This is a genomic window from Portibacter marinus, from assembly GCF_021533195.1.
In the GTDB taxonomy this organism is placed as follows: domain Bacteria; phylum Bacteroidota; class Bacteroidia; order Chitinophagales; family Saprospiraceae; genus Portibacter; species Portibacter marinus.
Window position 1 is genome coordinate 86,685 of sequence record NZ_JAJNKB010000004.1, and the last position, 14,985, is coordinate 101,669.

Genomic DNA, 14,985 nt, shown 5'->3' on the forward strand with positions numbered 1-14,985 from the left:
AGTAGTAATATTCAATTCACATTGTTAAAATGATTTCCTTTCATCAGGCATTTGTAAAGCCATTACCAATCTGTTTAGTAATTTACTAGTAGATTACTAAAAATATGAACCGAATAAAATGAAAAAAATCTTAGTACTTCTAATTAGCTTTTACTGTTTTCAGGGAATTTCACAATCGTCATTGAAGAGATCCATCAATATAGATTGGGCAGATAGCTCGACATCCATTTCTCCAATGCTTTACGGTCAGTTCATTGAATATCTAGGTCGGTGTATCAATGGCGGACTTTACGATAAAAATTCGCCACTATCTGATGAAAATGGATTTAGAAAGGATGTATTATCTAAAGTAAAAGAACTCCATGTTCCATTATTGAGATTCCCAGGAGGGACAGTCACTAAGATATATCACTGGCAAGATGGAATTGGTCCTCAGTCTCAGCGCCCTAAGAAAAAGAATTTGATCTGGGGAGGTGTAGAGGACAATCAGTTTGGTACTGCCGAATTCATTTCTTATTGTCGTGAAATCGGTGCAGAACCCTTTTTAGTGGTCAATATGGCGACAGGAAGCCCTGAAGAAGCTTCAAGGTGGGTAGAATACTGCAACGGAACGAGTGATTCTTATTATGCAAATCTTAGACGCTCACATGGATATGAACAACCTTTCAATGTGAAATATTGGGGCATCGGTAACGAAGAATACGCTGAGGCAGATGCTGGAAGACATCAAGATGTAGATGATTATATTAAAGACACCTGGCAATTTATAAAGTTAATGCGCCTGCAGGATTCAGACATAAAAATAACTTTGGTGGGTAGTACTGAAGATACGGAGTGGAATGAAAAAGTAATTAACGAATTACATCCTGTGTTTGACTTTCTGGCCATTCACTTTTACGCTGTCCCTGATGAACCGAACCTCTCTTCCTTGCTGGAAAGCATCGATAGTTATCGTATAAAGTTAGATCAAATTCGTCCCTTAATCGCAAACGCACCTGAGAAAGTCGAGACTTTTCCCAGATGGTATAGGTTCCCTGCAAGAAAACAGCCATTGAAGTTAGCGATCGATGAATGGGGTATTTGGGATATGGACTCCCCAAAAGGAAAATGTACTTACAATCTAGAATATCCATATGAATGGTATCACGCATTAGGAGTAGGAAAATTTCTACATATGTTTCAAAAAAATGCAGATATAATTGGATTAGCTACCTGGGCTCAATTGGTCAATATCTTAGCTCCTATCATGACCACAGAAAGCGGATCTTATAAACAAACTGTATTTTATCCTTTAGAAGCATATAGAAATTATTCTTTAGAAAATCACTTACCCTTAGAACTTAGCGACACTACGGAAATAAGCTCATATGATGCGATGGCCACGATGTCAAGTGACAAGAGAAAGTTATCATTATCAATAATCAATTTTAAGGCAGATCATTCATTGGATATTGAATTGATTATTAATGGTATGGCAAATAATCAAAAGTTAAAATTTGTAGATCACATCTCGTATTCTGCCCCCTCCTTTTATGCTGTTAATGATGGTACCAAAGAAGTAGTTGATAAGAAAATATTGAATATAGATAGCATTGTAGAAGGTAAAATTGATGTTGAAATTAAACCAGCAACGATTAATTTTTTACGATTTGAATTGAGTGATGATTAATTCAAAAGCTCACAGTGTATAATAACATAAAAGTTGTTTTTCTCAGTGCGTTTAGATGCGAATTCTTATTTAACCACTAGAATTTGGGTACTGTGGTTCTGCTCACCATAGTTTAACACCACACTGTATATGCCCGAACTCAGGGAAGTTAAATGAAATGGTTCGACATAGTGATTATTTCCTATAAGCGTCCTCTTACTCATGAGACCTCCAAAAACATCGAAAACAAAAATGTTTAAAGCTGCCTGATCATTTGATACATTTATATCCACAATAAAATTCCCATCATTTGGATTGGGTGTAATGTGCCAGTCCAATAAAAAATCTGATTGATAATCTGAAGGATCAACTTGATCAAAGTCAAGCCAGGAACTATCGGAATAAATTTCTATTTCCCTGGTAAAGTTTAGCCTGCAGCCATTGATCCAGGCAGTCATTATGACGTTATAACTTCCCGTATCACTGAAAACAATGCCTTTAGCATTAGGATTAATATCATAAATCACCGCGCTGAAAGTGTCTATTTGAAAGCTTATATCACTGGTTTCATCGCTGGATATATTGACTAATACGTTTTCCACATTTATTACTCCTTGGCTGGCTAATAGAAAGTTTATGCCCAGGCCAGTGGTATCTATAGGTTTTACTTCAAAGTTTTTCGAGGAAACACATTCATCGCCATTTTCTACAATGATCTCATAGTTTCCAAAGTCCTCAATATTGAGCTGATGACCTGTCCTATACAGCTCTTGATTCCAATAAAGTCTATAGGAAAAATTGGAGTCCAACGTATATTGTATAGATGTCAATTCACACCATGTTGTATCTTCAAATGGTATTAACAAGCTGTCAAGTTCCGCAGCTTCTATTTCGATAGCAAGATCTAAAAGACATTGATTGGCATCCTTTATGTTCACATGGTGTGCCCCGCTCCCCAGTTGTGAAGCGATGTTCCCTTGCTGGCCATTAGACCAACTAATCGAGAAAGGCGGGAGACCTTGGACAATTTCCACCTTTGCGGAAGCATCTTGAGCGGAAAAACAACTTAAATTATCCACAACTAATACATTTGCCTCCAACAAACCTATATTAAAAATCTCCACCTCGTTTTGAGCATTAACACAATCGTTATTTGCTGCCTTGACCTCTATAGCATAAACCCCGGTATCTAAACCTTTAAACACAGGATTCTCTTGCCAACTATCTCCACCATTAATACTATACAAATAGTTTTGCATTGAATCTTCTAATATAATTTCGATGACTCCGAGTTGACCAATGCAGCTATTGACCTGATCTATATTGATCTCTTTCACCCCCGGAATACCAGCACTTTCCAGAACGACAAACGCATCAAGTTTTTTTGAACATTGTAGTTTATGGTCTGAAATCACTATTTGATAGGAGCCATTCTCTAAATTAGTAAATTGGGGGTTGTCTTGCCATTCCACTCCCCCATCGATACTGTATAAGTATTCAGACGCACCATCACCGGAAATAATTTCAATATAACCATCGTCAGCTACACAATTGGATGGATTAATTTTATTAACCTGAATGGGTCCCTCTGGTAGTTGTATACTTTCTACAAAAATTTGGGAAGATGAAGCACAACTGCTTCCATTAAAGATGGTCAATTCGTAGGTCCCTGCAGCAGACACTTCTATGGTACTACTTGTGGCACCATTACTCCATAGGTATTCATAACCTGCGGGACCAGAAAGTTCTATTTGTTCTCCAGGGCATAAATGTTTTAAACCTAAAATTTCAAACTCAATGGTTGCGGTCACCTCGACATTTAACTGGATTACACTATCACAACCAGACGTTTGAGGTTTATAATAATCATAGCTTCCAGGCTGACTGATCCATTCGCCAAAGAAAAGATATTCTTCACCATCGCACAGTGAAACATCATACGATCGGATTCCTCCGCAGTTTTCAAAAACCAATCGCAATTGAACTAAAACTAAACATCCATCAACAGTAGTGATGAAAAATTCATATTCACCTGCTTCGTCAAATTCATGTTCATTCAAATAAAATACAGCACCGTCAGGTATATACTCTTCTATCTGAATGGTATCATCCGCTGTAAAAAGGATTGAAAAATAATTGGTGTTGCAAGATGCATCTATCCACTCATATTCTCCTGAGGTTGATACCTGCTGTTCACCAATTTGAAAACTATTCCCTTCACAAAAAAGCATGGTGGTTTTATGATTTTCATTGCTTCCTTGAAGTACGATCAGATTTTCTATTGACTCACAAAAGTCTGTTTCTACATTAACTTCATAAATTCCGGGCCGATCATAGGTTTGACCCATGTACTCAACACCTTGACCCAGGCAAATCTGTTTAATAACATCATATTTTACTTCAGCCAGTTCTGCAACAATTAATTCAAAGCCTTGTAAGCAATTACCATCATTGTAGGTCCCGCTGTAACGTCCCGCACCATACCAGTGGCCATCTAGAAACTCTATCTCATTTCCTTCACATACCACGGCATCAAAAGTATCAACAGCCATAGGATAAGTATCAATATTCCACACTACAGACGAATCACAACCAAAAGCGTTTTCTTTGGAAATCATCAATGTAGTGGGGCTATTGTAAGTGATGCCATCAACATCAATTACACTTCCAATACAGATTAATGTATCTATTTCGGTATTTGACGAAGGATGCACGAAGAGGTGAACAGTTATCGTAGAGTCACAACCATTGCTGCTTGTTAGAACGCTGGAATAAATTCCTTGTATAGATAAATCCAGTCCATAAAAATTGATGGATTCGCCTTCGCAAATAAACTGATCATATTCCAATGTACTTGGTTGTTCCACCTTTAGGTGCAGTGTAATTTCTGATTGACATCCATCAGTAATGATACTATCTTTATATATTCCGGCAGTATATCGATTCTTCCCTCCGAAAAAATAGGAAGTTCCTCTACAGGTTGTAGCACTAATCATTTCATCCCGACCTTCAGTTATTCTAAGATCAAGATATATCATTGAATCACAGCCATTTTCATTTTGAAGTTCAATGGTATAATTACCAGGCTCACTGAACTCTTGGCCAGCATAAGTAACTGACTCTTCTTCGCAAATGAAATCCGTGATGCTAATGGAAGAAGGCTCCTTTACGCTAATGACAATTTCTACGATTGAATCGCAGCCATTCCGAGACAGATACTGGAATTGATGTGTACCTGCTTCATATAATTCCTTATTTTCTATAGTAATAGAGCTTCCCTCACAAATTTCAAATTGGGTAGTGTTGTAATACTTTTCGTTTTCTTTAATCTCAATGGTTAATAAAGAGTCACAACCATTTGAGTTAATGAGCAATCTTTCATAGAAGCCTGGTGCATCAAATATTTCATCGTTAATACTTACGCTGTCGCCCTCACAGATCGCTGAATTGATGCTATGATAGGTTTTTTGATTTTCTTTGATTTCAATACGGACAGTTGAATCACAACCATTCACTGAAAGAAATGGGTAAGTATAATGACCAGCAGGCAGCATGTCCCCTTCGAACTCATATAATTCACCTTCACAGATTTCAAAATAAATTGAATTTTCAAACACCGGATATTGATCAATAGTAATGCTTATGATTGAATCACAGTTAAGATGATTGGGTATGATTTGCTCATAATGACCAGGAGGGTAAGATTGGCCATTTATAGTTGTGGTGCCTCCCTCACAAATGATTTCACTATATTGACCGTAAGAAGCTTCTCCTTCGGTGATCGTTATCAGAACAGTTGAGTCGCACCTACCCGGTAGAGGAAGTAATTGAACATAATTTCCTGCACTATTGAAAATTTCTCCATTTATAGTGATGGTTTGATCAGGACAAAGTTGAGCAAACTCCTCCCCGGGAACACTCTGAACCACACTTAAGAATATAGAGTCTGTTTTAGAACATCCTAATGTATTTGTAATGGTTATATAATAAAATTGAGAAGTGGACGCCTCGATTGTAACAGTGCGATTATCACCATCTGGGACAGACCATTGATAGGAAGAATAACCATTAGGCGCTGAAAGACGAACACTTTCACCTTTACATGCTTCAAAGACAGATTTGCTAAGATTCAGACTATTATTGCACGGTTCACCAGCACAGAATTGTGAAAAAGTGGGATTTTCAAAGGTACAATTAGAAAAGAAGTTGAATAAATTCATACCACACCATCTTTGATAGGATGGAGGAAAACAACCTGAAAATCTGTTTGACTGAAGACTGAGTGAGCTTAAATTGTCATTTTCAGCTAAAAAGGCAGGAAAGGGGCCTTCTAGCCTATTGCTTTTAAGCAAAAGGACATTTAGCATGGTCAGATTTGCAAATTGATCAGGAATATTACCATGTAGTTGATTATTACTAAGTCTCAGGTCTCTCAATGATGACATTTCTGACATTTCACTGGGTATAGTGCCTGTCAATTCATTATTCTCTAAATACAAATACCACAAATCTTGAAGTTGGCCCAAGCTTTTCGGTAGCGATCCGGATAATCGGTTGCCTGCTAATCTAACATCCCGAAGTTTGCTTAGTGAGCCTATATTATCCGGCAAGCTACCTGTCAGGCTAGTGCCATTGTAAATGTAGAGCATCCGAAGATTGAGCATTCCTGTAATATCTGGTATCTGACCCGTGAACGCTGTGTTCTCGAATCTTATATTAACTAAACTTTTTAGATTCGCAAAGTCCTGAGGAATTTCTCCTGCAAAACCGGCATTTACCAGATCGATGTGCTCTAAATTGATTAAATTACCTATGCCCGCGGGCAAGGTAGCCGTTAGGTTATTCGATCTCAGCGTCAATCTCTTCAAATTAGTCAAATTCTTAATGCTCACCGGCAATTGGCCAGTCAGCTTATTATTAGACAGACTTAATCTTTCCAGTTGGAGGTTTTGACCAATAGTTTCCGGTAATTCTCCACTGAGATTATTGTAACTAGCCAAAAAATGTTTCAGATTGCTTAGATTAGAAATGCTACTTGGTATACTTCCTTCAATATTGTTGTAAGAGATAGAGAGCTCCTCCAGGATAGTTGGAGTATTTACAAATTCAGGCAACTGACCAGTAAGTTCACAGTGACTACATCTAAATGTTTTTAATTTTTGTGCATTAGTAATGGAGGGAGGTATGGGACCATTAATTGGGTTGTCATTTAATACGATGATGTCCAGTGAGGGTGCTTCAAACAAACCATCCGGAAGTCCTCCAGTGATTTGATTATCCCATGCATGAAATCTTTCTAAGTATTGCATTTGCCCCAATTCATCAGGTAGAATACCCACTAAATTATTGTTTGACAAGCTTAAGCTCCATACCTCATTACCACTGCATCCTACCCCATACCAATTACATACATCACAATCTGAGCCCCACCCTCCATTATTGGTCCAATTAGAACCATCGGTGGCATTAAAAAGTGCCATTAAAGCATCATAGTCGGGATGAGAAGGAGCATCACATTGAAACTGAAACGAAGGGTTATCGGATTGTAATAACATCACTGAACCCAGAGTGGTTAAGAAAGTTAATCGTAGTAGTAAATAAAGCCTCATCATGTTAAGTTATAATCAGGCCTCAAGCTCATTATTCTTCTAAAGCTATCAAGATATGTAATTTTCAAAAAAGAGTAAAGTGACCGACACTATAAATGTAAAGTATCTGGCATAAATAAGGGTATGATCTATTCCTGCCTTATCACTGCGATCAAGTATGATGCAAACTTATAGTTTCTTCAAGAGGTATTTAATTCTTTCAATGTTTCTATATTTAGTGATGGGATTTGATCAAAAGAAGAAAAATCAACTGGATGACCGACATCAAGGAGAAAACCAGCACGATCACGGTGTTCATGCAGGGCTTTTTGGAAATCTCACAGAAATGATCTTCGCCATACTTTCTGGATTTTTACTAGGAATCGGTTTTTTACTCCAGTATTTAAAGGTCATTTCTCCTTCTATGGCGATATACTTTTATATTGGTGCCTATTTTTTCGGTGGTTTTTTCACGCTAAAAGAGGCATATGAAGCCATCAGACAAGGCAAGTTTGAAATCGATTTTTTAATGTTGTTTGCTGCAGCTGGTGCAGGTTTTCTTGGTGAATGGGCTGAGGGTGCTCTTCTCTTATTTCTTTTCAGTCTAGGTCATGCTTTAGAACACTATGCCATGAATAGGGCCAGAAAATCGATTGCCGAATTGTCCGACCTGGCACCACCCACTGCTATAAGATTAAGTGGCACGGAACAGCAAGAAATAGGTATTGAAGCCTTAAATATTGGTGACATCATTCTCATCAAACCCAATTCAAAGATTGCTGCAGATGGATTGGTTGTAAAAGGAAGTTCTGCTGTCAATCAGGCCGCCATTACTGGCGAAAGCCTGCCTGTAAGTAAGATGGCAAATCCATCCATAAAATTAGATTTCGAAAAACTTAAAAATGAACACCGCGTGTTTGCGGGCACTATAAATGGTGCACACTCAATGGAGGTAAAGGTCTTGCGCAAAGCAAAAGACAGTACACTTTCGCGCATCATCAAACTGGTAAATGAGGCAGAATCACAAAAATCTCCTACACAGCATTTCACAGATAAATTTGAGAAATATTTTGTCCCCTTTGTTTTGGTACTGGTCATCCTTCTGATGTTTGCATTTTTGGTGGTGGATGAATCGTTCAAGGAAAGTTTCTATCGAGCCATGGCCGTCCTGGTTTCGGCATCTCCGTGTGCATTGGCCATCTCCACACCTTCAGCCGTTTTGGCTGGAGTAGCACGTGCAGCTCGAGCGGGAATTTTGGTTAAGGGCGGCGGACCACTCGAAAACATGGGACAAGTAAATGTCATAGCTTTCGACAAAACAGGCACACTTACGGAGGGTAAGCCCAGATTGACCGATGCCATACCCCATGAAGGCATAGAACCGAGACTTCTTTACAGAACTGCAGCGGCTGTAGAAGCGTTAAGTGACCATCCACTTGCCAAGGCTATTTATGATGGAACCATCGAGCGACTCGGCACTGACAAAATCTCTGAAGCCAATGAAATGGAAGCCTTGACTGCTCGGGGAGTAAGGGCTAAAATCAACGGAGAGGAAGTTTTTATCGGCAATCGACTTTTAATGAGGGAAGTAACCGGTAAACATATTCCTGAGGACTTGGACCTTCAAATGACACAACTGGAGAAAAATGGAAAAACGGCGATGATGGTACTGAGAAATGATCAATATCTTGGTATTGTCGCGGTTCTTGATGTAGAAAGAGAAGAAGCGAAAGAAACACTTAGAAAGCTACGACAAATGGGAATTGAGAAGATGGTCATGTTGACAGGCGATCATCAGAGTGTTGCCAACAGTATCGCAGAAAGGCTTCACATTAATGATCCAAGAGGCAACTTGCTTCCGGAAGATAAGGTAAAGGCCATTAAATCGTTAGCAAAAGGTAACCATACGGTTGCTATGATCGGTGATGGGGTGAATGATGCCCCTGCATTGGCAACTGCCGATGTTTCTATCGCAATGGGAGCGGCCGGTTCACCTGTAGCTCTTGAAACGTCAGATATTGCATTGATGGCAGACCGTCTAGACAAGCTGCCATTTGCCATCAAACTCAGCCGAAAAACCGCTAGAATTATCAAACAAAATCTGTGGATCAGTCTGGGAATGGTAGCGATATTGATCCCTCTTACCATATCGGGACTGGCGACTATCGGCCCTGCAGTTGTAGCTCATGAAGGTTCCACGCTGGTTGTGGTGTTAAATGCATTAAGACTACTTAGTGTCAAAGAAGATTAGTTATTTAATTCCCATTTATTAAACCATGTCCATAAGACATCTGCTGCGACGACCTTATGTCGATTGTTGTTTTCGTTAGGATAATTGTGTCCCATGTCCTTAACTAGAAAAAGGACCAACTCGTTATCATCTCCGAATTCAGAATTGGCAAAAGTTATGGTGTTTCCTATTGGTGGATCAGGAGTCTCTTCATAACTATCTCTGAGGCATAAACCCTCCAGTGAATTTTTAATACTCTGCCAGATGATCGATTGATTCTCTAGTTCCTTTGCTTGTATAGGCAGTGCTGTAGCACCATTGACCAGCAGTGGCAATAAATTTTCATCTGCTGTACCTGTAATATTAAATAAAGGCATTTTGTAGCTTCCTTCAATGGTAAATGGTTGTCGATGTCCGACTCCACCTCCAGTAGAAGCTGCAGCAAATACGTGTGACATTCTTGGAATCACCTCTGACTTCACAAACCCACCCCCATTTGAAAAGCCGCTGATATAAACTCTCTGGGAATTGATCTTAAATGAATTTTTAACCAATTTGACCAGTTCTTCAATAAAAGGAATGTCATCTTTAATAACAGTACCTTCTACAACCTGCTCATCCAGCCCATCGCTAGACCACTTTGTGGATGTTCCATTTTTTCCGATGATCGGATATGCAAGAGCAGTAGGAAATACGGCAATAAATCCCTGCTCATCCGCCTTTTCTACCCATCTGGAAATATTATAGAACTTTGTCCCCGTTCCCGTGCTGCCATGTAGCATTAAAACCAGAGCCACTTCCTCTTCATCAGAATATCTTTCAGGAACGTGAATTAAGAAATTTCTCACCTCTCCATCTATTTCGAGATTATACTCATTTTTCCCGTACTCCCAGTTGAGGGAATCTGAAACATTTTCCTGTTCCTTTTCACAAGAAATCATAGAAAAGATAACCATTGACATGAAAAGAATAAAATACCTCATTTTTTTTGATGTCAATATGCCAAAATACCTCTTAATTTTACTCACCCGCACAGGTGATTTTAGTTTCCAACTGGTGGAGGACCATCCGGAACAATTCCTTTGTACTCGTAGTCTCCTTTCTTTTCTTTAAATTCTTCCTTAATCTTCTTAATCAATTCCGGCTGTTCAAATAAGTCAATGGCAGTCATTCCTAAAGTTTTTGCTGCATAAGCCATCCCTTTGTGACCAATGGACATGCCTCCGCAAGCTACCACTGCCCATGAGTGCCATGGTGTACCCTTAGGAGCTGTAGTCGCTCGCATTCTTACCACAGGTGCAACCCAGGAAACGTCTCCCACATCTGTCGAACCACCCCTGGGATGTTCTAATGTTTCTTCAAGTGGTTCGATTTTAGATTCGATTCCAACTTGCTCCTTGCCTGTAGCTTCCTGAATACCTTTCGCAAAATTTTGTTCTTCTTCCGTATATTCTATCGCGCCCAGATACTCCATGTTCTTCTGCATGGCTTCGGATCCCGTGCGGTTTACTAAGATTTCATGAACACCAGAGATCAAAGTGATCTTATAGTCGGTCTTCGTCATCAAAGCAGCTCCTTTCGCAATGTCCTCCATATGTTTCCAAACTGCTTCCATACCTTCTCGTCTGGTATCCCTAACTCTGGTCCATATTCGTGAATAATCCGGCACTACATTAACGACTTTACCCGCATCCTGAATATGATAGTGAATACGCACAGTAGGCTCCACATGCTCTCTAAAATAATTGATCCCTGTAGTATACAGTTCTAAAGCATCAGATGCCGAACGGCCATTCCAGGGATCTCCCGATGCATGTGCTGCCTGACCATAATATTCAACCATGAAGTCCACCAGTGCCAGGCCTTTCTGTACCTCGGTTTTCGTCTCACCGGACGGATGCCAATCCAGGACCACATCCACATCTTCGAAAGCTCCCTCCCTTATCATCCATAACTTGCCGAAATATTTTTCTTCAGCAGGAGTACCGTAAAAACGAATGGTTCCACTCAACTCTCCCGCCTCTATCAAGTTTTTGATGGCTGTTGCTGCACCTAGCGAGGCTACACCAAAAAGATTGTGTCCACAACCATGACCTGGTGCGCCCTCATTCAAGGGATCTTTATGCGGTACTGTTTTCTGAGATAATCCGGGTAGGGCATCAAATTCCCCTAAAATTCCAATGACTGGAGATCCACTGCCATATTCTGCGGTAAATGCAGTAGGCATTCCTCCAACATTCTCCGTGATTTTAAATCCATTTTTCTTTGCAAACTCCTTCAGGGCAGCCGCAGATCGTGTCTCCTGAAAAGCTTCTTCTTCATAAGACCATATTTTATCACTTAAAGTCGTCAAGTCATCAAAATTATCTTCCACAAAATCAATGACCTCTTGCTTCATTGAGTTTTCATGTTGGCCATTGACATTAAAAAGCAATGCCAGAAATAGTAGTATAGTAAGTCCCGTCTTCATAAAATTTATTGTTTATGCCATGAAAATAATGAAATTTCACGAATGTCTCTTCGAATAGCTGACCAGAGCCTTGAACCCCTTGTACCAATACCCTCTTCGAAAAAATTTATAAAAATTGTAACTTTTTAAAAAAAAGCATGTCTACCTTCCCGAAATGGATTTACTAACCGACGAATCATTGATCGAAAAAGTACAAAAAGGCCAGGTGGACGCCTGTGGACTGCTGTACAAAAGGTATAAAAAGCCTTTGTTTGGGTATTTCTATAACAATGTCTACGATGAAGCCCGGTGCGAAGATTTGGTACAACAAACCTTTGAGAAAGTACTAAAGTACAAGAAAAATTTCAATGGTAGCGGATCCTTTAAAAGTTGGCTGTTCACCATTGCACGCAATACCTACATTGATGAATTCAACCATCGAAAGAAGAATCGATCCGTAAGCATTATGGAACATGATTTTGCACATGAGCAACATGGAGAGCAAAAATTGATCGATGAAGAAAAGAATGCTTTGCTTAACAAAGCATTGCGAATGCTTGATGACGATAAACGCGAGATGATTACGATGGTCAAGTTAAGTGAGATGAAGTACCAACAGGTGGCTGACATTTATGGTTTATCCCTCTCTAATGTCAAAACCAGAATATACCGCATCATGATAGAATTAAAAGAAAATGCTGAAAAACTTAGAGCACATGGACAAATTTAATAAAGATAAAGAACAGGAAATGAAGACCTGGTTTGAATCAGGTGAATTTAACCAACTCTTCATTGAAAAAGAGCCATCAGACCAGATGGATATGAAATTCTATGATCTTTTAGAAAAACATAGAAAGCCAGTGAAGGAGACGCGAACATGGCTTTGGTTTCTAAGAATCGCTCTGCCTATCGCAGGAATTGTTCTGGCTTTTGTTCTGGGATTGCAGTTCTCTGCTGAGGATGCTGAAACACCTAATGAAGATTTTGCCGTAGAATTGCTGACCACTGATAAGGCAGGAGAAAAAATAAATCTTGTTTCCAATACAAAAATCAAAAGTGAAACAGACCAGAAAGTCATTGATGCTCTACTCTATTCCTTGAGTAACGATGAGAGTGCTAATGTTAGACTGGCTTGTATTCAAACTTTATATGACTATGCTTATTTGCCAAGAGTGAGAACCGGACTCATTCAGGCTGTAAGTCAACAACAATCGCCTGTCGTACTTGCTAATCTTGCCGAGGCTATTAATGCCAGTGGAAAGAAATTATCGAAGGAGGAGTTCATGAACATGATCGACAAAGATTTGCCTCCGCCGATTAAAAGTTCGATTGACGCGAGTTTAATTAAAATTTAATCAAAGAAAAATGAAATATGTAATCATATGCATGCTTTGGACATGCGTGACCTATGGTCAGAAATATTTTGAGAAATCATATGCTGCTTCAGAGATCGAACATGTCGTCATTGACAATTTCAGGGGAAACATCAATGTGGTCCGTTCAAGCTCTAACCAGATAAAGATCATTGCCGACCTGGAAAGTATCGTGAATGACAAGACGCTCAAGCTTAAAGAGCACAAAGACGGTAATCTGGTGTACTTATACATTGAGAATCCGTGTAAGCAAAAGCTGGGAAAGTTTGATCCACAAAACCCATTCAACTACTCCAGATCAGTGAATAATTGTGACTGGAATGGAGATGAACTATCCTTTCCTCAATTATCTTATACTGTGGAAATACCTGATGGCGTCAATATTTATGCTGCAACAGTGATGGATAGTAAAATCAACATCGCAGATGTAACCGGTAATGTTTACGCCTCCAATGTCAACGGTCCTGTAGAAATGAAAAATGTTTCCAATGTGCTCAATGGAACGACTGTAAATGGAGACATTGACATTTATTACAACGATATGCCAGGTACCGATGCGCAATTTTCGACCATCAATGGAGAGATTAATCTATATGTTTCCCCTGATGCCTCAATAAAGACCAGATTCAAAAGTTACATGGGTGAATTATACACAGACCTTGACGCGGTTCAAATGCTGAACAAGCAAAATAAATCAGGCAAGCTAGAAGCAGGTGAAATGCTTAAAATCGATGAATATTCCGAAGCAAAAATAGGCTCGGGTGAAATCAGTATGACCATAGAAACATTCAATGGTAATGCATATTTAAAAAAGAGTAAATAGATAAATAATGAAACAGATAATCATATTAGTAATAGTAGCCATGTATTCTTCAATCAATGCACAGGTAGAAGAGATCGTGGTAACATTCAGCAAACCCTCTGAAAGCAAAACGATTGAAATTCAATTGTTTAGCGGTGACATCTCGATTGTTGGTACGGACAGAAGCGATGTCTTAATCAAATACGAAGTGGAAAAAAGGGAAGATGATCATGAACACGGTCGTAATAAAAGCAATGATAAAAATCAAGGCCTAAAAAAAATAGGAGGGGGCAACTTTGAGTTCGAAATCGGAGAGTACAATAACGAAGTCAGTATCAAGAGTCAGAACTGGATGAATTTGATCCGACTTGAAATAGAGGTGCCTAAAAAGATTACCGTAGATATCAGTAAGCAAATGGGAGAAAATGTAGTGGTCGAAAACATCATAGGTGATGTCAATGTAGAAAACAACATCGGAAGTGTTACCATATTAGGTGTTCAGGGAGCTGTCAATGCCAGTTCAAGCACCGGTGAAATCATTGTGGAATTTGCAGCCATTGACCCGAATCAGACCATGACTTTCAATACCATTACAGGTAACATTGACTTAACGGTTCCGACGACTCACAAGGCCAATTTAAAAATGAGAACGGAGTGGGGAGATATCTATACGGATATGGATATTGAGACCCAGCAAAAGAAAGAGCCACAAACCAAGACTGTCCATAAAAATGGGGGCATGAAATTGGTTTCTAACAATTGGACTTATGGTTCAATGAATGGAGGAGGCCCTGAAATGACCATCAAAACACAAATGGGAAGCATTTACTTGCGAGCCAAGTGAAGGAATAATTCCATTGGATTATAAATTCTAAAGAGCAGTTCTTTATCTTTC

9 protein-coding genes are annotated in these 14,985 nt (G+C 39.3%); 6 read left to right on the forward strand and 3 right to left on the reverse strand.

The annotated features are described in order from the left end of the window. Nucleotides 1-118: 118 nt before the first annotated feature. Nucleotides 119-1,669 (forward strand): alpha-L-arabinofuranosidase C-terminal domain-containing protein, encoded by a 1,551-nt coding sequence (locus tag L2567_RS11445; protein WP_235297909.1) that lies wholly within the window; start codon nt 119-121, stop codon nt 1,667-1,669. Between the two features lie 65 nt (nt 1,670-1,734). Here the strand turns inward: L2567_RS11445 and L2567_RS11450 are convergent, their stop codons facing one another. Beyond that, nucleotides 1,735-7,257: a leucine-rich repeat domain-containing protein gene (locus tag L2567_RS11450; protein ID WP_235297910.1), complete on the reverse strand. Its 5,523-nt coding sequence runs from the start codon at nt 7,255-7,257 to the stop codon at nt 1,735-1,737. 202 nt (nt 7,258-7,459) lie between these two features. Between L2567_RS11450 and L2567_RS11455 the strand changes: the two genes are divergently transcribed. Beyond that, complete coding sequence (locus tag L2567_RS11455; RefSeq protein WP_235297911.1) at nt 7,460-9,487, forward strand: heavy metal translocating P-type ATPase; 2,028 nt, start codon at nt 7,460-7,462, stop codon at nt 9,485-9,487. Here L2567_RS11455 and L2567_RS11460 read toward each other — a convergent pair. Continuing rightward, entirely contained in the window at nt 9,484-10,449 is a 966-nt protein-coding gene (locus L2567_RS11460) for an alpha/beta hydrolase family esterase (RefSeq protein WP_235297912.1), read from the reverse strand. The two genes, L2567_RS11455 and L2567_RS11460, sit on opposite strands and share 4 nt — an antisense overlap. 59 nt (nt 10,450-10,508) lie before the next feature. Then, nucleotides 10,509-11,936 (reverse strand): amidohydrolase, encoded by a 1,428-nt coding sequence (locus L2567_RS11465; protein ID WP_235297913.1) that lies wholly within the window; start codon nt 11,934-11,936, stop codon nt 10,509-10,511. Nucleotides 11,937-12,090: 154 nt separating this feature from the next. Here L2567_RS11465 and L2567_RS11470 point away from each other — a divergent pair, with 154 nt between their 5' ends. From L2567_RS11470 to L2567_RS11485, 4 genes are read left to right on the forward strand one after another with little or no spacing between them, the layout of a single operon-like run. Beyond that, nucleotides 12,091-12,645: an RNA polymerase sigma factor gene (locus L2567_RS11470; RefSeq protein WP_235297914.1), complete on the forward strand. Its 555-nt coding sequence runs from the start codon at nt 12,091-12,093 to the stop codon at nt 12,643-12,645. After that, nucleotides 12,632-13,270, forward strand: coding sequence for a hypothetical protein (locus tag L2567_RS11475; protein WP_235297915.1), 639 nt, complete (start codon nt 12,632-12,634; stop codon nt 13,268-13,270). The genes L2567_RS11470 and L2567_RS11475 overlap by 14 nt, the downstream gene beginning before the upstream one ends. 10 nt (nt 13,271-13,280) lie before the next feature. Continuing rightward, the gene (locus L2567_RS11480) at nt 13,281-14,111 is read left to right on the forward strand and encodes a DUF4097 family beta strand repeat-containing protein (protein ID WP_235297916.1); all 831 of its coding nucleotides are present in this window, start codon (nt 13,281-13,283) and stop codon (nt 14,109-14,111) included. Nucleotides 14,112-14,118: 7 nt separating this feature from the next. Next, on the forward strand, nt 14,119-14,934 hold the full coding sequence (locus tag L2567_RS11485) for a DUF4097 family beta strand repeat-containing protein (protein ID WP_235297917.1): 816 nt from the start codon (nt 14,119-14,121) through the stop codon (nt 14,932-14,934). The last annotated feature ends 51 nt before the right edge of the window (nt 14,935-14,985 follow it).

What these genes read in the sequence shown, in the direction of transcription:
- L2567_RS11450 (WP_235297910.1), bottom strand. Translation starts at nt 7,257, where the DNA reads ATGAGGCTTTATTTACTACTACGATTAACTTTCTTAACCACTCTGGGT.
- L2567_RS11460 (WP_235297912.1), bottom strand. Translation starts at nt 10,449, where the DNA reads ATGAGGTATTTTATTCTTTTCATGTCAATGGTTATCTTTTCTATGATT.
- L2567_RS11465 (WP_235297913.1), bottom strand. Translation starts at nt 11,936, where the DNA reads ATGAAGACGGGACTTACTATACTACTATTTCTGGCATTGCTTTTTAAT.
- L2567_RS11475 (WP_235297915.1), top strand. Translation starts at nt 12,632, where the DNA reads ATGGACAAATTTAATAAAGATAAAGAACAGGAAATGAAGACCTGGTTT.
- L2567_RS11455 (WP_235297911.1), top strand. Translation starts at nt 7,460, where the DNA reads ATGTTTCTATATTTAGTGATGGGATTTGATCAAAAGAAGAAAAATCAA.
- L2567_RS11485 (WP_235297917.1), top strand. Translation starts at nt 14,119, where the DNA reads ATGAAACAGATAATCATATTAGTAATAGTAGCCATGTATTCTTCAATC.
- L2567_RS11480 (WP_235297916.1), top strand. Translation starts at nt 13,281, where the DNA reads ATGAAATATGTAATCATATGCATGCTTTGGACATGCGTGACCTATGGT.
- L2567_RS11445 (WP_235297909.1), top strand. Translation starts at nt 119, where the DNA reads ATGAAAAAAATCTTAGTACTTCTAATTAGCTTTTACTGTTTTCAGGGA.
- L2567_RS11470 (WP_235297914.1), top strand. Translation starts at nt 12,091, where the DNA reads ATGGATTTACTAACCGACGAATCATTGATCGAAAAAGTACAAAAAGGC.